This window comes from Hungatella sp. L36, assembly GCF_014288035.1.
Genome location: NZ_JACOPC010000013.1, coordinates 71305 through 88454 on the forward strand (window position 1 = coordinate 71305; position 17150 = coordinate 88454).

The 17150-nt window shown below is 45.9% G+C and carries 16 protein-coding genes and 1 pseudogene; all 17 read right to left on the bottom strand.

The genetic code is table 11. The annotated features are described in order from the left end of the window. Window positions 1-1641 carry a PspC-like choline-binding domain-containing protein gene (locus H8S80_RS24715; RefSeq protein WP_117632423.1) on the bottom strand — a complete coding sequence of 547 codons (1641 nt, stop codon included), beginning with the start codon at window positions 1639-1641 and terminating at the stop codon, window positions 1-3. A gap of 52 nt (window positions 1642-1693) precedes the next feature. After that, complete coding sequence (locus H8S80_RS24720) at window positions 1694-2251, bottom strand: 3D domain-containing protein (RefSeq protein WP_117632424.1); 558 nt, start codon at window positions 2249-2251, stop codon at window positions 1694-1696. A gap of 50 nt (window positions 2252-2301) precedes the next feature. Next, window positions 2302-2457, bottom strand: a pseudogene (locus H8S80_RS35155) (transglutaminase domain-containing protein); the annotation flags it as partial. Window positions 2458-2742: 285 nt separating this feature from the next. Continuing rightward, window positions 2743-3624, bottom strand: coding sequence for a tyrosine-type recombinase/integrase (locus H8S80_RS24725; RefSeq protein ID WP_002603082.1), 882 nt, complete (start codon window positions 3622-3624; stop codon window positions 2743-2745). A gap of 640 nt (window positions 3625-4264) precedes the next feature. Further along, window positions 4265-4993 carry a PP2C family protein-serine/threonine phosphatase gene (locus H8S80_RS24730; protein WP_002603081.1) on the bottom strand — a complete coding sequence of 243 codons (729 nt, stop codon included), beginning with the start codon at window positions 4991-4993 and terminating at the stop codon, window positions 4265-4267. Beyond that, the gene (locus tag H8S80_RS24735; RefSeq protein WP_002603080.1) at window positions 4990-6933 is read right to left on the bottom strand and encodes an AAA family ATPase; all 1944 of its coding nucleotides are present in this window, start codon (window positions 6931-6933) and stop codon (window positions 4990-4992) included. The genes H8S80_RS24730 and H8S80_RS24735 overlap by 4 nt, the downstream gene beginning before the upstream one ends. Before the next feature lie 4 nt (window positions 6934-6937). Then, window positions 6938-7570, bottom strand: coding sequence for a 4Fe-4S single cluster domain-containing protein (locus H8S80_RS24740; RefSeq protein WP_002603079.1), 633 nt, complete (start codon window positions 7568-7570; stop codon window positions 6938-6940). Next, window positions 7567-8160 (bottom strand): FHA domain-containing protein, encoded by a 594-nt coding sequence (locus tag H8S80_RS24745; RefSeq protein ID WP_002603078.1) that lies wholly within the window; start codon window positions 8158-8160, stop codon window positions 7567-7569. The genes H8S80_RS24740 and H8S80_RS24745 overlap by 4 nt, the downstream gene beginning before the upstream one ends. Before the next feature lie 32 nt (window positions 8161-8192). Continuing rightward, window positions 8193-9539, bottom strand: a complete 1347-nt coding sequence (locus H8S80_RS24750) for a hypothetical protein (RefSeq protein WP_117632425.1) — start codon at window positions 9537-9539, stop codon at window positions 8193-8195. 17 nt (window positions 9540-9556) lie between these two features. After that, window positions 9557-9859 carry a hypothetical protein gene (locus H8S80_RS24755; protein WP_187049071.1) on the bottom strand — a complete coding sequence of 101 codons (303 nt, stop codon included), beginning with the start codon at window positions 9857-9859 and terminating at the stop codon, window positions 9557-9559. 8 nt (window positions 9860-9867) lie between these two features. Further along, window positions 9868-11253, bottom strand: coding sequence for a protein kinase domain-containing protein (locus tag H8S80_RS24760; protein WP_187049072.1), 1386 nt, complete (start codon window positions 11251-11253; stop codon window positions 9868-9870). Beyond that, complete coding sequence (locus H8S80_RS24765; RefSeq protein ID WP_002603075.1) at window positions 11237-12364, bottom strand: DUF5050 domain-containing protein; 1128 nt, start codon at window positions 12362-12364, stop codon at window positions 11237-11239. The genes H8S80_RS24760 and H8S80_RS24765 overlap by 17 nt, the downstream gene beginning before the upstream one ends. 6 nt (window positions 12365-12370) lie before the next feature. Further along, complete coding sequence (locus tag H8S80_RS24770) at window positions 12371-13141, bottom strand: Clp protease N-terminal domain-containing protein (protein ID WP_002603074.1); 771 nt, start codon at window positions 13139-13141, stop codon at window positions 12371-12373. A gap of 17 nt (window positions 13142-13158) precedes the next feature. Beyond that, complete coding sequence (gene hxsA3, locus H8S80_RS24775; protein WP_002603073.1) at window positions 13159-13674, bottom strand: His-Xaa-Ser repeat protein HxsA3; 516 nt, start codon at window positions 13672-13674, stop codon at window positions 13159-13161. A gap of 18 nt (window positions 13675-13692) precedes the next feature. Next, the gene (locus H8S80_RS24780; protein WP_117632427.1) at window positions 13693-14661 is read right to left on the bottom strand and encodes an MORN repeat-containing protein; all 969 of its coding nucleotides are present in this window, start codon (window positions 14659-14661) and stop codon (window positions 13693-13695) included. Further along, complete coding sequence (gene hxsB, locus H8S80_RS24785) at window positions 14648-16060, bottom strand: His-Xaa-Ser system radical SAM maturase HxsB (protein WP_029466643.1); 1413 nt, start codon at window positions 16058-16060, stop codon at window positions 14648-14650. Before hxsB ends, H8S80_RS24780 begins: the two co-directional genes overlap by 14 nt. Further along, window positions 16054-17088, bottom strand: a complete 1035-nt coding sequence (gene hxsC, locus H8S80_RS24790; protein ID WP_181987969.1) for a His-Xaa-Ser system radical SAM maturase HxsC — start codon at window positions 17086-17088, stop codon at window positions 16054-16056. The genes hxsB and hxsC overlap by 7 nt, the downstream gene beginning before the upstream one ends. Window positions 17089-17150: the final 62 nt, after the last annotated feature.

A 17150-nucleotide genomic window follows, 5' to 3' on the forward strand; every position in this document is an offset into this window, starting at 1 on the left:
CTACTCAAAATTCAATCGTTCCTCGGCGGGCAGCTGATCCAGAACCGGCTCCGAATCGTATCCGGCAATGAGGCCTCCGGAATACTTATCGTCCTTATTGCTCCCGTCGTAGTGGTAAAATCCCTCGCCTTCCTCGCCGTTATGCCACTTCGGCTTTGAGCTGTCGTCTGTCCTGGCGGCAAAACGTCCGTTCAGGATGATCAGCCAGCCTCCGTCCCTGTCTCTTACCACCTTCTTCTGTCCGGATACCACATTTCCCCTGGTATCGACCACCCGGTAAATATCCTCGTCCTCCCAAACGACGCCATACCCGTACTCTTTATCCGCTTCCAGTTTCAGGCCATTAATATAGTAGGCATTTTTCCATTTGCGAATCTTATTCCGGTTGCCGTAAGCGATGCCGCTGCTTCCAAATCCAAAGGTAAAGACTCCATCGGACAGCTCCACCTTTATATCCCCGCCGGTCTGCATGGAACCGTCATTCAGTTCATCCGGCGCGAACAGGTACAAATCCGCCTTTTCCAATCCGTAAAGGTCTCCGTTTTTAAAATCTTCAGAAGTCCAGTCATCCGTGTCATACTGGGCTACAAAGGTATCTTTCCCATCAAACAGCACGAATCCCGTACGCATTCTTCCGAGTCCGTCAAACGCGTAGTTCCTGCCGTTGACCTTTCGGATCCGGTTCCGGTAAACCTCTCCGTCCTGATCGGTATACCACCAGCTGTATTCCCCGTTGCTGTAATCCTGTTCGTCAAGATTTTCGGAGGGGCACATCCAGAACCAGGTGTTTCGCAGCAGGCGCCCGCCGTCATAGCCTGCAAAGTATTTTGCAGATTCCGAGCTGGTGGGGTTGCTTCTGTCCGCGTCGCTGACACTGGCTACCCGGCTCCACCACGGCAGCATAATGCCGTATTCATCGAAACCATAGGTTGCGCCGTTGATCACCTTCTGCTTCACCCTGTCCCCGCTGCTTTTTATCCGTTTAAAGTTGTTGTCAAAATACAGCCACAGCTCTTTATACTCGGTGTAATCCCGTCCCGTTACGCTGCTTTCCAATTCATCGGCGGCCCCCAGCTCCATGGAACCGTAATCCAGCCAGGTGCTGCTCCACAGCGCCCCATCTTCACCGGCGTAATACACGCCCTCTGTCAATGGATTTTCGTCCTCTGTCAGAGGGCGGCCTTCCTCATTCAGCCATCCGGTGAGCATTTTCCCGCTCTCATCAAACACGTATGTTTTTCCGCCTATCTCACGTTTAAAACCGCCGGCTCTCCGGTATGCCTTTCCATTGCCGCCAAAATAGTACCAGCCTTCCTCATAACCTTCCTGCCGTTTTCCATCTGACCAGACCCAGCTGCCCTGAACGCGTCTTCCATCTGCGTCCACGTAATACAGGCCGCTGCCCCGGTCAATAAAACGGTCCTTTACCATCTGTCCGGCCGAATCCAGGTAAAACCAGGCTTCCTTTGACTGCTTCCATACATCAGTCACCGGCTGGTCCTGGTCATCTAAATACCTCCATTCTCCGCCGGCGCTCTCCCAGCCCTCCACCGCATATGCAATTCCGGTCTGAGTTTCCGAAAGGAGTATGGCAGCCGTTACAAGTACAACCGCCGTCAATGCAATCTTCCTTTTTTTCATCCTGTTATCCTTCCAATTTCATTTGTTTATCTATGTAAACCCTCGAAAGGGATTATTTTAAATACACATCCTTTTTCTGCCGCCCGAACTCGATTGCCTCCTCGTGAGAGGAGAAAAAGATGTCAAGGCTCCTGTCTTTTATCGCCTGTCCAATGTCCTCCGCCCTGTAGGTCACTCCCTCGATCTCGAGGTAACTCCCCAGCGGGATCACCTGCGGATCCACCGCTATGGTATAGCCTGACTTCGGGACGGTCTCCATCTTTGTCAGCTTCATGTCCTTTTTCCCGCAGCATATATCGCAGCTGCAGTAGCCGGTGATCTCGAATTCTCCGAGGTATGTGGGGGGTGCAGGAATGGCGTCGGCCTCAGAGGTGCTCTGGGCGGACTCCTCCATGGCGGCCGGCGGAGGCCCCGAACCTACGGGAGCCTCCTCCTCGGACACGGTGATGACGAGGGGCGGTACCAGAATTTCCTTCGGTTCCAGCGCCCCTTCGGAAACGAAGGAATATCCCGCTGTCAGGACAGCCACCACCGTGCTCATCACAGTCACAAGCTTCATCATCCGTCTTTGAACCCGCCGCCGTCTCTCCGCTTTTCTGAATTCGGTCATCCTGCGGCACTTCCGGCTCGAGGGTGTTCCACGGCATGTCCCGTGTCCGGTCACAGCTTTTCGTGCATGGAATCTCTCTCCATCTCTTCTTCCGGGACCAGCTTCCACCTGTGTCCGCCCAGGCTCTTGTCCCATGTAATATCGCAATATTTCCACCCCCCATCAATCCATACCCGATTCCACGCGTAATTTCCCCGATAAACCGGTAGCACACGGTTCTCTGATTTTCCTCATCCTTCGTTCTCCGTCCCGGTTTACAACCGAATATCTCTTTTGTTGTAAAATATTGGAAGAAGAAGGAAAAAAAATCGTTTCCGCGGATTAAACCGCAGAAACGATCAAAAAATTGCATGATTATAAGGCAGATCGAAATTTTGAATTTGTTCGGTCTGCTTTTTGTGTCGAAAAACAAAAATTAATGTAGGAAAATATGGATTTTAAAATTAATATGTAGTATAATCAGGATGAATTCTAATTTTTATTTCTATATTTTACAACAAAAGAGATAATCGGTTGTATGATGTAACCAACAGCCCTAATTTCTCCAGCTGCTGTCTGTGTCTGTTTCCGCTCTCCATCGTATAGATCCGCGTCGTATTAATATCCTGATGTCCCAGAATATCCGCTAATTTTGACAGATCCTTTTCAGCCTCATAGTACGTCCTTGCAAATAAGTGCCTTAAGTTATGCGGGAATATCTTGTCACGTTCCACGCATGCCGCCGCGCCAAGCGCCTTCATCTCCCTCCATATATTGCTGCGGTCCAGCACCTTTCCGTTTCTGGTTCTGAATATTGCCCCCTCTGTGATTCCTTTCCTCATCGCATACTGCTGCAGCATGGTGCACAGATTTTTGGTCAAAAGGACGGTTCTCACTCTCCCCTTACACTCCACCTCCGCTCTGCCTCTCTGAACCGCCTCCACCGAGATGTAGGCAAGCTCCGATATTCTGATTCCGCTGGCACAGATGGTCTGAATCACAAGCGCCAGTCTCTCGTTGCCCTTTTGGGCCGCTGCCTCGACCAGTCTCAAATACTCTTCCTTAGACAGCTCCCGGCTCTCCTGGCAGAAAGAAGCCTTTCCGATTTTTAAAAAGCGCACCGTACAGTCCTTCCAGTTACAAAACTGAAAGAGGCCATTTAACGCCGTCAGCGCGCCGTTTACAGAGATTGGCGCGTAATGTCCCCTCAAATATTTCTTCCATATTAATACCCGTTCTTTCGTCACTGGCCTCCCATCCAGATATTTCATAAACTGGATCAGGTGATACCGGTATTTTTGAATGGTCTTCTCACTCTTTTCACAGCCCGCAAGCCACGCGCAATAATTGTCAATCAGTTCTATCGTAATAAGCTGTTTTCCTATTTTCCTCATGATGTCCTCCGATTATGGTCTCCGATAATGATTATTGATGTCTTTGTTATTTTACCCAAATAAAAAAAAGGAATTCAAATATCCATTGCGCCCGGATATTTAAACACCTGATTTCCTTCCATCCGCTTTTATTGGATATTATACTTCGTCCTCGCAATTCCGGGTTTTGGCACAATTCAATTCTTCCGCTAAAAGGGTAAATGGAATCTTCCCGCTCTCGTGATCTTGTTTATGAACAGGAATATTATTAAGTTTTCCAGTCTCATCATCATATTTCAAGATGGCTGCTGTTCTGTGAAATTCTTTCATCGCTCTAATCTGCCAGAGGAAATATTTTCCTTCCTATGCGAACAAAAAAAACAGGATACATTCCTGTTTCCTGAATATGGTATTATTAGCTGCAGTATTATACACCCCCTATAAGCATGCCCGGCGCCTTGACGGCTCAGCGCAGCGCGGCATGGTATCGTATGTCTGGCTAGTGTAAGAGCATACTCAGCATAGCATATTCTGTTGGGGGATGCAAGGTTGGGATTTCGGCTTAAATGGACAGAGAAACGGATTTTTACATTCTAAATAAATCCTACACGGAATAAAAATGGCAGCAAAAGCGATTCTTTTGCTGCCTCAGCAATATCCTTTACTCCATAATCTGTTCCACCACAACCACAGTGCAGTCATCCTCTGCTCCGGCCTGAACCGCCGCATCAAGGATATTTCTGCATACGGCAGCATAATCCTGGCCGGCTGCAAAGAAATCTTCCATATCGTCAACAGACAGTTTTTCATGAACTCCATCCGTTGTCATCAGATAAGTCCGATTTCCCTCTATATTCTTCCGCTTTATCCGAAGCAGTTTCTGATCGCCGCCTCCAAAACAGGCGGTAATCTCACTGCGCGCATGGTAATTCTCTGCTTCCTCTTCCGTCATCTTTCCAGAATGGACAAGATAGTTGACTGTTGTATCATCCTCTGTAAGCTGCCTCAGATAAGAACCGGCCTGTAAAGCATAAATTCTGGTATTACCCACATGAAAGATCTGATTCCCGCATTCCGTAAAAATGATACCGGAAAGTGTCGTCGCCATACCCTTCCAGATTTCATGTTCACCCCCTATTGCAATCAGCTTCTGATTAATCGCCTGAAAATATCCTTCCGATATCTCTGGTTTCATTGCAAGACAGTTGCAAATAAACTGGGCAGCAGTATCCCCCGCCCTGTTTCCACCCACACCGTCCGCAACGGCAACGATTCCAGATGGCATTTCCAAACTGTACTCGCCTGCGGCAAGAATTGTACTGCCAATTAAAACACGGTCTTCATTCCTGTTTTTATGAATACCGTTCTGGGTTGCTGCATATACCTTCATCGCTCCCCCTCCTCTGCGTTTTCACGGATCTTCCCGGAAATTACTGCCGGAGAACTCATCGTATCAATTGCCAGGACCTCTACACGGGCATTGTCAAATACGTTGTGGTCAAACAGGAAGCGGGAAAGCGGATTGATAAACATGCTCTCCACGACATTGCCAATCCCCCGGCCTCCATTCTGAAGATTCCTGTAAGCATATTCCTTCAGTGTTTCCCGGCTCTCGGCCGAAACTTCTAAAGTAATCTGCTTTTCATCAGCCATTGTCCGGCAGATTTTTTTCAACTGACTGTTTAAAATCTGATCTGCCACATCTCTTCTGATATAGTCAAAAATAACGATATTATCTCCAATACGGTTTAAGATTTCCGGACGTCCCAGCTGCAACTTAAAGTACTCTTCAATCGTAGAACGTATTCTGGCAGATACTTCTTCGTATGCCATATCCATGGACACATTTTCCTGTCTTCTTCCATACTGATCCACAGTGTAGATCCCGAGATTACTGGTAAATATAATGATGCACTCTGAAAAATAGACCGTCCGTCCCTGGCCGTCCGTCATACGCCCATCTTCCAAGATCTGAAGAAACTTATCCAGAATCGATGGATGTGCCTTCTCGATCTCATCAAACAACAGGATAGAAAATGGATTTTCACGAACAGCATTGGTCAGCTGCCCTCCTGCCTCATAGCCCACATAACCTGGAGGGGCTCCCAAAAGCTTTTGATCACTGTGACTCTGACTGTATTCACTCATGTCAAACCGGATACACCGATCCTCATGTCCAAAAATAATCTCTGCCAGTGTTTTTGCAGTCTCCGTCTTTCCCGTACCAGTAGGACCAGCGAAGAAAAGAACTCCTTTCGGCCTGTTATGGGACGAGCCCTGTGCCCCAGACAGCCCCACAATCGCACGTTTCATAATATCCAGTGTCTTTTCCTGTGCAACAGACTGCCCTTTCACCCGTTCCTCAAAATGTGTCTTACCATTTCTTATTTCATCTAAATCAAGCAGCTTCCATGGATTTTCACGAATTCCATAGCGATATAGATCAATCACCTCACACATTTCATGAATATGCAGTCTTTCATTTTTACACAACCGTCTTAATCCATTTAACTCTGTAAAACAAAATCCTGAAGTGAGTGCCACAAACTTGTCCTGAATTTTCTCCAGTTCTTGAGGATTCTGCTCATAATATGCTTTGTCTTCCTGGTAAGTCATTTTTTCGAAAAATGTCTCGAAATTATCACCTTTTACCAGCAGCTCTCTCTCTTCTTTAGAAGGGGTATTGATGGAAATTGTCTTTACATTCGGATTCTGAAGATAGAACCACGCAGGCAAATCGTTCAGCTTGTTTACAACCATAACAAGCACATTCTTCAGAGTTCCATCTCCGCTTCTAACATCCTTCGCTTCCAGGGAGCCATGAACCAGTGAAGTAAAGCTGTCTACCTCCTCCTGCGTCAGATTGTCCGGCGTTGGGATATAACGGGAGGCCATATTTAGAATAACTGCCGACGGCCGCTCATGCTGCGCCATACTTTTCCTGATAAGATCAGGCGCCGAACCTTTACCCGCACCTTTGAACGGCGCTGCAATTGAATACCCGGATGGTACACTGCGGCTGGCCCCCTGCGTGCCGGCACTTCTCGCCATGGTGCGGCTTGTGCCGCCTGCCCCGCACAATTCTGCGAAAGAATCTACCATATCCGGATTGCAGTCATTATGGAACCCCTGAAGACTATCGTATTCCACAATACTTTTATACCCTCGATCCATAAAAAAGTAATACAGATAATCCGTAAGGCGGACAATAGAGCCTTTCACAGTCGTCCCATCGACAGGGTACTGATAGACATCCAGGACATTCCCATCCAGAATTATGATTGGTTTGATTTTTGTAAATATCTCGAGCTCCCGATGCCACTTTGCCATATATTCATGACTCTCCACGCTGCATCACCATTCCTTTCTCCGCCGCCCTCTTCTCCACCTCCGCGTTAAAACCCGGAGAATGGATTCCCACAGATATGACTCCTTCTAACGCAGTAAAATTCTGAATTCGATTTGGGAGACTCCGGTATGCCTCATATACGCCTTCCAGTTTTCTGTTCCGTACGTAAATTCGTTGATTGTAAGACCCCCTCATTGCCACACCTGTATTTTTATTTTCTTCATATCTCCCATCGATGAGGACATCAATCTGATCTAGAGCACGTTTTACTCGAGGATCCTTACTTGCCTCCAGCTCTTCCAGCGTATATCCTGTATAAACGAGAATATCCCCAGTGAAGCATCTCAACCGATTTAACAGCCTTTCGAGATCTCCTGCCTGATAAAATGGTTCTCCTCCCGTAATTGTAATCCCATCAACCCTTTTTCCCTGATCCGTCACGACCGCTCCTATCATTTCAGCCAGTGTTTCCGGCTGTATATCATATTCCGGTCTCATCTCCCACAATTCGGGGTTGCTGCAGCCTGTACATCGATGCGGACAGCCACACAACCAGACTGCCGCCCGTTTCCCCGGCCCCAGTACCTCCACAGGATACAGCACTCTGGCCACATTCATTCGATTGTCTCCACCCGGAAATAGGCGGCCTGCTCCTGACGAGTCCCATTTAAGGAAATACCGCCAAGCGATACCTCATCCTGATTTTTTAAAGGCACCTTCCCATCACAGATACGAATATTGTTAACATACGTATAATTTGTTCTGCTCAGATTTTCAATAAATAGGCCTTCTTCATTCAGCATCACCTTTGCATGAGCACGGCTGACATAACTTTTTTCTGACAGATACTCCCGCATCTCATGTTCACGTCCAATCACCGCAGTCCCCTGTGGAATTGGGTACTCATACTGTCCTGCCAAATCACAAAGTCTGTATTGCAACGTCTGTTTTGACTCTTTTTCCATAGGAATAATATCAGAAATATCTTCTCCGCAGGATTCACACTTTCTGGCCTGGGAAGGATTCGCATGGCCGCATTCACAGATACGTACATAAGCAGAGCCTTTTGGCGCGGTTACCTTTTCCAGAGCAGCATCCACCACCGGTATTCCCATCAGATCGGTTCCGCAGGTATCACATTCCATCAATCTTGGATCATTATGTCCGCCGCAAACCGGACACACCTTATATTTTTTTAGATCGTCCATTTTCTTTCACCCATAATCCGTTTATTCTATATTTAATCTATATATCTGGACTTAACATTTCTCTCCTTACGCCGTTTCTCCTCGTTCTCTCTTTTATTCTGATACAATATATAATCCTCTGTATTAATAATCTGCGCAAAGGCCTCATCAGGCGGCATAAGAGAGAGGCGTTTTTCCGCTAAAATTCCCTTTTCTGCAAGGCGGCCCTCAATTTCTCTGAATCTGCTGCAAAACTCTGTCATGGTTCCAACCAGAACAGCCTTTTCACTGGTATCAGGTATTCTGTCAGACGAATCCATTTTCCCCAGTTCCATCGTAATCTTACCATCAGACGCATATGTAATATTAACTGCATTGCCATTTCCATAATCATACAACTCATTCAAAAATTTTGTTCCGCTCTTTTTTATCACCTCACGGCTGCCAAGAATATCGTAACCCATTTCTTCCATAACTGCTGTCATCTCATCACTGATATACTCTCGCTCCGCTGCCTCCAGACGCTGTTTCTCCATCCGGGAAATCTCCGCGCTCAGTTGATCCAATCCTTTTTGATCAAAAGGAAACACATGTGACTCTGAATCTGTTTTTAAGGTTTTGCAAAGTATCTCATACCGCGCCGACAGCCTCTCGTATTCACCACCATAATCCAAATAAAAAGCCTGTGCCTTCTCCGCCTGTTCTATCAGCGGCTGAAGTTCGATTGCAGCAAAATTGCATGCAAACTCATAATCCGTAATGTGCATCAATTGTTCTCCTGCCGCCTTAAGTCTTTCTTTCAGCACTGAAGAAATTTTTACTTCTTTACAAACCAATTCATCAATACGGTTCAGCCATTTAAAATCTATATTCTGGAGTTTTTCCTGTTTTTGGGCAGATATCTGTTCAGAAAGCTTCTTCTGTCCCATAAACTGCTCAAATCCAGTCGAAACAGTACCCGACAACGCTGCGTCTAACTGTTCCCGTTTATCTGATACAAAAGACGACATGAGGAGGATCTCATCTCTGACCGATTCTATGTCTTTCAGAATGAGATCTCTGCCTGCCTGAAGCGAATCTATATCCGTTTTCCTGTACGTTTCACGAATTTTCTCCACAATTTTTTCTAACTTCAGCTTAATATCAGAAATCCTGGCCTGAACTGATGCATCCTGTTTCCACTCTATCATTAACTGGGAGGTTTCTTTATAGGACTGGAGCTCTTCATCCATTTTCTCCACCCGTTTTCTGCCCTCGGCCAGTTGTACAAAAATCCTGTTTTTCTCACGACGCAGACGCTCCTCTTCTTCCAGCCGCTTGAGTTCCTCCTCCATCTGCCGCCTGAGCACCTCCAGCTGAGCCGGCGTCAATGTGTAAATTGAAATCTTCGGACCACTCATTCTACTTTTTATCTCCCTTACTTTCTTTCCCTCCAGGCTGCGATTTCTGTACTTTTCCCCAGCAAAATCAGCCACGATTCAAAAGATGGATGCAGCATTCTCTTTCCTTTTATAATCCCCTTTGCCGTTCGTTCCAGTTGTTCAGGATTCTCTTTTCGCAGATTCAGGAGATACTCTGCAAACGCTTCCAAAGTATCAAATGTTTCCTCACCACAAGAAAAGGAGGCTTCTCTGGCCAGATAACGGCCAATCAGCATGATCGACAGAATCCGTTCATTTTGATTGCCTGAATTAATAAATTTCTGTTCTCCTGCTTCCACGCCCTTTACTACAGCTGATTGCTCCGGAGATACGCTGGAAAAATAGGAGGAAATACTCTTTCTCTGGTCATCTCTGTATAGATACTCTCATCAGCCCCCATCTCCGCCGCTTTCATCAGATTCCTTCCCATTTCCTCAATCGGCCCGTAATTGACACTTTTCCAGAAAATATCTTTCATTTCCGGCGCCATCTGATAAAGGACCCGAAAAAAAGAAATATCTGCTTTCTGCCGGTCCATGCGAACGCTTTCCTCCGCATCGATACAGCAGTTGGCCAGATCTGGATTATTGGCCTTGAAAAATTCCGACATAGTCGAACGGTATAAGTGTTTCTTTCCATTTTCCCAATTCTCTGCCATGGCATAAGCGAGTTCTTTCAGCCGATAATACTTTTTACGATAAAATGTATAAGGCTGTATCGGTATATCCGGCGCGGTAATACTGCTTCCTCCCGGCAGGGGGAGAGTCTCTTTCCTGCACCATTTTACGACCTCCGTATAGGTCCATCGGCGGTTGGGGTTATTTTTATCTTTTCGGTTTGTTATATCATTATAGGTAAGCCCTGTAATTAATTCTTTCAGCCTTTCAGGCATCTCCTCCGGAAACGGGATCTTCTGAACCGACACAAATTGTTCAATGGAATCTTTTGACATCCCTTCATACGGTGTCTTTCCGCAAAACAGTTCAAACAATGTAATTCCCAATGAATAATAATCCGATTCCTCCAAAAACAGATTACGGAAGGTCTCCGAGGCGGAATACTCCGGTGTCATTCCCGTCCTGGTCATGACCACAGTATTACCATCTTCCCGGATCGAACTGATACCAAAATCAATGATTGCGATATCCGTCTGGTTGTCACACAGCATAATATTGGCCGGCTTTAAATCTTTATGAATAATGTCCTTTTTATGAAGCGCATGCAGACCCGCATTCAATTCCGGAATTATTACATTTTCAAGGGTCTCAAAAGAAAAAGTTTTACCTTCCAGACTGCCATATTTATAATACGGCAGGACTTCAAACGGAGCACCTTCAAAAAATCCGGTCTCATAAAGCTTTGCTACATAAGGAGAGGTGACCGAATTAAGTGCCTCGATGACTTCCTCCTTAATTGCAGCGGCCCGCCTATAGATTTTTGCAACATACTGTCTGTTTCTGTATGTACAGAGATAAAGCACGGCCTCTCCGGAATTCTGGTGCAGGATCTCCTGTATCACATATTTGCCGCACAATACCGTCCCCGCCGAAAGCTCGGTGCTGTTTCCGTGCGCAATCGGATTAATCTCTGTAAACCCTGGTTCACTGCTCAATATTTCGGTATTTACAACAGTCTCATTTCCGCTTTCCTCCTGCACGCTGGGATTGATATCCGTATTAAGATTCGCTTCCATTCTCTTCTCCCTCCTGCTGGCCTCCGCTTTCTATTCGAAATTCGGCTGTTCTGACCCTTACCACGTCCCCTCCTGCTTCATATACAACTGCATTCAGTCCATCCACGGTCTCAAGAAGCGATGTCACAAGGCTGCCTCCATTTTCCTCATATGTCACGATTCCGGCCTTTTTCTGCTCAACTGGTATCTTTTTAACAGAATCTTCCTCTTGAATATAAAAGCTTTCGTCTCCAGCACCGACCAGCCTGAACTCATTTTCCTTGTCCTCATACAGCAGTCTGGGATTTCCGCCTTGCGGTTCAAACCCAATAATTCTTTTTCCGCTCTGCGCAATAATATCTCCATTAAAGAAGAACCAGTCATACCTTCCAGAAATGGCGAAGGAGGCCGCATCCGCCTTAACCTCCTGATAACACAGCAGCTTTCCTGACGTAAGGTAGACACATTGGCTGCCATAAACAAAAAATTCCTCAACTTCTTTCTCAACCAGAACTTCAGGTTCCCCCTCCCCCTCCGTATTGATACGGACCAGAGCGCGATTGTCTGCCAGATCAATAAAGTAAATATAATTATCATACAGATAGACTTCCCCTGCATTACCTGAATAAAATAGTTCCTCTTTCCCACTGGTAATGTAGGACCGGTAGATACATCGGTCTGAATTCTTTCTATAATAAACGATATCTCCGTCTACATTTAAGTAAGAACAGAGACTATTCGAAAAAATCCTGCTTCTTCCTTCCATCGTGATCTCCATGTGACTACAGTCCGAAGCAGGAAAAATTCTTGTTCCTGCGCCATCATCATAGAATTCTCCGCCACCCATCAGACAACTCACATGATTGTGAAGGGCGTTATCCTGCCATAAACGGTATCCGTCCCTGTTTCGGAACACATTTTCACTGATCTTTGTACCTGGATTTTTTCGATACGATGCAAATGCAATCTTATCACTAAAGGGTGTTCCTGCCATGCCTATTAAAACAGATACCACAACTGCACAGGGAAAACCGATCTGTATCCATCTCCTGCGCCGTCCCCTGGCTTCCATCTTCTTCTGCCGGTCTTCTGCACTCTTTTTTGCCTCTAGCAATTTTTCATCTTTCGTCATACCAGTTTATCCCCCAATTATAAAGATAATGGATGCAATTACAATAAGCGTTCTGGACATTTCAATCATGGCTGAGTTCATGGTTCCCGTCATGGAAGCCACCAGCGCCGGCATCATACATGCAAAAATACAGCACACCAGTTTCTTTGTCAGCCGCCGAGCCAGTCCCTGCCTAAAAAAGCCTGCCCTGCTGCTGACTTCATTTACCGCATTCTGATACTCTGATTCCAAATGAGCCATCTCATCTCGGCTGATACAGTAAGGCTGACTGTTCATTACCGACTGAATTGCTTTACCAAAGTCATCCTCATCCACTTGAAATCGTCCAAAAAGCTCTCTGCCAGACTTTAAAGTGTCTTTTGAAAAGATATCCATAAAATGATCCGGTGTAATATTAGTATAATTATCCCCATTTCCGGAAGCCAGCTTTTCCAGCAGTTTGTCTATTTTATTTTCATTGTAAAAATCCGGCATATCTTCTTCCGTCAATGTTGGCCCCGCGCCTTTCTGCAATGAGGTTACAATGCCCCGCAAACACACCGTCACTTTAGGAAGTATGCGTTTCATTTCTTCCAATTGATCTGTCTCCATCTTATCCAGCCGCTCCATATGGAAATACCGCTCATATACCTCTCGAAAGACTGGCTGGTGCGCCAGGTCCTGATACGCTCCCATGACTTCAATATCCTCCAGCAGGCTGTCATGCTTTAACTGTTTATGATCCGGCAGACAAGCTGATACCAGAGTCAATAAATCTGCTGTTTTCTCTGTACTCATAATATTTTCCCCTGATCTCAATCAATTTTTGGTGTTGGCGGAACACTCTGGATATCCAGACCAACAGTCGATAACACTGCCTGTCCCTCCTGTGCCTTCAGAATACTTCCAATATCAGATAATTCAGATACACCGTTCTCGGTAACGACAGGGGCCTTTACTGCAGCGGCCTGTGCCGGAGTCGGTGCCACATTGCTGTGCGTCACATGGTTTGCATGATTGCTGTGCGGTGCAGCCGTCTCCACGGAACCCGAAGAATGGCTGGAACCACCGGTAGTACTGGAAGTATGTGATGCATGTGACTGATGGGAAGAGTGACCGCCGCTGCCTGATGAATGGCTGCTATGACTGGAATGCGAACGGTGAGAGGAGTGAGAACGGTGCCCTGCAAACGCCTCATCCGACATTAAGATTCCAAGTACAATCATCATTGCACCGATCGTCAGTACCTTATTTCTGGGTATATTTCCCTCTTCATCATATAGAAAATTGGTAATTGAGTCCTGTATATGCGGAAATTTAAAATCTGCCATTTTTTCTCCCCTTTATTTTTACTCGACACTGGTGCAGGTTCCATTTTCAAAAGAAGCTGTAAAAGTATTTCCCGCTTCTTTTGTATAAGTACAGCTGCCAATTGGAAGCCCCGCCTCAAATGTTCCGGAAAGTGTTGGATATGCATCGCCTGTATAGGAATAAGTTCCCTGCCCATTCATCTGGTTATTGTTCCACATTCCTTCGTATTTTGCGATCTGGCTTCCCTCCTGCATCCACGTATAGATGCCCTCGCCTTCCCTCAGTCCGTTATTTACAGAACCGGAATACGTATCTCCATTTTCATATATAATATCGGCACTCCCCTGATCCAGCAGGCTTCCATTATAAGAGAATCCATTGGAACGTTTATAGATAACACTCGTTGCCTTCCCCTCTGAAAAGGTTACCTTCAGTTCCTGTATCTCCTGTTCTTCCTGAGGAACCGCGTACAAAAAGGTTCCCTCCAATATCTTCCCTTCCGAAAAGGTTCCCATATACGCAGAACCGTCTGCAAACGTATACGTTCCCTCCGACATCTCATCTTCCAGCCATTGTCCCGTATAGGAATCTCCATTTTCCCAGGTAAATGTCCCTGTTCCGCTGCGAACCCCTTCTGCATAGGTTCCCACATAAGTTCCTGTTCCCGGATAAATGCAGGACCCCTCCCCATTTATCTTTGAGTTCTGCCATTCTCCGGAATAGGTAGTCCCGTCAAGAAAACGGAATTGTCCATTTCCGGTAAACAGGCTGCCCACCACATCTCCAAGATAGACACCTTCTTCCAGTTCCACCTTATCAAATCCTTCATATACGGATGATGAGGAGGTAAATCTTGCAGGTGTAGAAAAGTTGCCGATCATTCCTGTAATAAACAGAAACAGGAACAGGAGTCCTGCCCCCTTCAAAACTGTTCTTATAAAGGGCTTCTTTTTCTCTACCATATCCGGCTCAACTGCCTGACCCTGTTTTTGATTAATCCCTTTCATTTAGCTCCCCTCCTAACCAGGATTCGAAAATTTTCAGAACGTCTGCATCCTGACTTTTTATCTTTTTGAAAATAAGATCCAGAATTCCGTGATAAACGGAACATCGAAAGCCTCCCGGTGCTTTAGGAAATATATCTTTCTCCATCGCGTAGGTCACAACCGGACAGACTCCGCAATATGGCTGATATACACAGTCACAGCAGGAGGGGAGGCTCTCTATAACCGACGCTACTGCGGTTGCTTTGCATATTGGATTTTCGATCAGTTCCTGATATGTATTGTGATAAACATTTCCCAGCCGGAACGCTCGGTCACCGGACTCAGAAATCATTCTTCCCTCGTCACAAGTATATACATCTCCATCATAATAATAACTCATTTGACCCATGGATGCCCCGCATGGTGAACGCAGTTCCATATAATTACAGGCTGCTCCATGCAGAATTTTCCTCAAAAAATAGGTGGCCAGAAATTCTGGAAAAACAGTTCCATTCCTGTTTATTTCCAATATTCTCTCGAAAGCTCTTTCATAAAAGTTTAAAAATTCATCTGGTCTATAACCAACACTGTCCCAGTCAGCCTGTGCAAAACCGAGAGGAGTCAGAGGACGCAGAAAAATCCCTGGTAAACCATGTTCATAATAGGAGTCCACAATTTCCTCCGGATAGGACAGGGAATAGCGTGTCGTCGTCTCTATGGCTCCCGAGCTGATTCCTTTCCCCCTCAGCTTCTCCAGTCCTGTTTCCATATAATCATAACTGCTGGCATTTCCCCGATATCTCCGGTTAAAATCATGTACATATTTGGGGCCATCCATGGATGTACTCACAGAAACCTTATGTTCTGCCAGGTAGTTCAGTTTCTCATCTGTCAGCGAAACCAGATTGGATACCAGCGTATATTCTACCTTTTTATTTCCTTTCACCGCATCGCAATGTTCAATCATCGCCTTTATTGTATCAAAATTCAAAAGTGGTTCTCCTCCCTGAAATTCAAATGTAAGATGATCACAGGGAGACTGAAGTGCAATAGTGACAGCACGCCGTCCCGTATCCGGCGTCATAAATCCTCCCAGCGAAGATGCCTTGTCCTTTGCCTGGCAGTAGATACAATTAATGTTGCATGAATTGGTCACCGCAAAAATATGCAGCGCAGTTCCTGAAAAAAGGTAATTTTTCATCTTCCGCAATGCAGTCACTGCTTCAGCAGAATAGAGTTCTGCCGGATTACGTATCAAAAAAAATCCATCTTTCAGTGTTTGATAACAGGGATCCTCTTCCGCCACATCTCCCCGGAGCAACTTCTTAAATTCCTGTTCACTTAGAAATGCGTACTTTCCAAAATCATTGGTTATCAGTATCTGGTTCTCAATTTTTTGAAAATTGAAATGATTTAACATTGCATGTTCCTCTCTTTTGCATGAAATGTAACCGGTGTAACTGTTGGATGCACTGTTTTTAAAGTACTGACAAAAAGGCCTCCGCAAATGTCTTTTACCTCACAAACATCGCAGGCCTCATCGTATCGCACTTTTTCCGGTGAAATACTCTTTTTGCAAAGAAACCAATACCCCCGCTCCACGCAGCATAAAGGGTAATTATAGAGACCAACGTCGATCCCGCAGCCAATCAGGCGGTTAATTGCTGTTTTCGCCTTACAAAATGATTCCGATGGATTGATATAAACCTCTTCCTTATTTTTAATACAGTTTCCCCGCACCTCCAGGCTAATGAAATTCACACACAAAACCTGCGGAAAATGATTACATATCAGTTCTGCAACCCTTTCCAAATCTCCACAGTTCATTTTCGTCACCACCACTCGTATTTCAACAGAAATCCCCCGGCTTAACAAATGATGGATTCCCCTCATCGTCTGACGGAAGCTCCCGTCAGCCCGGGTAATCGCGTCATGAACACAACTGCATGAGCCATGTATCGGGATTGCCGCCGTAAGATAGGGCGGACACTTTAGCAGAAGCTTCTCCAGAAATGGCATGGAAGAAAACGAACGGCCATTCGTCAGAATTAATGCATCCGCTTCTGGGACACGGTCCGCCATGCGTTCCATCACTTCCAGAAACAGATCGCTCCTCATCGTCGGCTCTCCGCCAGTAACCACATAATGCGGCAGGTTCTCCGGCAGCATATCGATAAATCTCAAAAGAGCTTCCCTGTTATTGGTATAATCCAGGTGCCTTTCATAGTCTGATGACGGGCACATCATACAATTAGAATTACAATTACCGCCCATAAAAATAGTCGCGTCTCCCTCAGCCGCAGTATACAGACGATAACAGACGCCGCGGTCATTGATACTTACAATATCTCCGCTTTGGAGATCTGAGAGCCGTTTCCATATGGTTTCATCTATTCTAATGGAAGACTGGTCACTGGAAAAGACAATTCTGTCTGTATAAATATACATGGTTTCAGCCTGCTGTCTCTCTGCGCAAGACGATTCTTCCCGCTTTACAACGGCCTGGCGAG

Excerpts from the sequence above, each read along its gene's own strand:
- H8S80_RS24715 (WP_117632423.1), bottom strand. The coding sequence starts at position 1,641 with ATGAAAAAAAGGAAGATTGCATTGACGGCGGTTGTACTTGTAACGGCT.
- H8S80_RS24720 (WP_117632424.1), bottom strand. The coding sequence starts at position 2,251 with ATGACCGAATTCAGAAAAGCGGAGAGACGGCGGCGGGTTCAAAGACGG.
- H8S80_RS24725 (WP_002603082.1), bottom strand. The coding sequence starts at position 3,624 with ATGAGGAAAATAGGAAAACAGCTTATTACGATAGAACTGATTGACAAT.
- H8S80_RS24730 (WP_002603081.1), bottom strand. The coding sequence starts at position 4,993 with ATGAAGGTATATGCAGCAACCCAGAACGGTATTCATAAAAACAGGAAT.
- H8S80_RS24735 (WP_002603080.1), bottom strand. The coding sequence starts at position 6,933 with ATGGCAAAGTGGCATCGGGAGCTCGAGATATTTACAAAAATCAAACCA.
- H8S80_RS24740 (WP_002603079.1), bottom strand. The coding sequence starts at position 7,570 with ATGAATGTGGCCAGAGTGCTGTATCCTGTGGAGGTACTGGGGCCGGGG.
- H8S80_RS24745 (WP_002603078.1), bottom strand. The coding sequence starts at position 8,160 with ATGGACGATCTAAAAAAATATAAGGTGTGTCCGGTTTGCGGCGGACAT.
- H8S80_RS24750 (WP_117632425.1), bottom strand. The coding sequence starts at position 9,539 with ATGAGTGGTCCGAAGATTTCAATTTACACATTGACGCCGGCTCAGCTG.
- H8S80_RS24760 (WP_187049072.1), bottom strand. The coding sequence starts at position 11,253 with ATGGAAGCGAATCTTAATACGGATATCAATCCCAGCGTGCAGGAGGAA.
- H8S80_RS24765 (WP_002603075.1), bottom strand. The coding sequence starts at position 12,364 with ATGACGAAAGATGAAAAATTGCTAGAGGCAAAAAAGAGTGCAGAAGAC.
- H8S80_RS24770 (WP_002603074.1), bottom strand. The coding sequence starts at position 13,141 with ATGAGTACAGAGAAAACAGCAGATTTATTGACTCTGGTATCAGCTTGT.
- hxsA3 (WP_002603073.1), bottom strand. The coding sequence starts at position 13,674 with ATGGCAGATTTTAAATTTCCGCATATACAGGACTCAATTACCAATTTT.
- H8S80_RS24780 (WP_117632427.1), bottom strand. The coding sequence starts at position 14,661 with ATGAAAGGGATTAATCAAAAACAGGGTCAGGCAGTTGAGCCGGATATG.
- hxsB (WP_029466643.1), bottom strand. The coding sequence starts at position 16,060 with ATGTTAAATCATTTCAATTTTCAAAAAATTGAGAACCAGATACTGATA.
- hxsC (WP_181987969.1), bottom strand. The coding sequence starts at position 17,088 with ATGTATATTTATACAGACAGAATTGTCTTTTCCAGTGACCAGTCTTCC.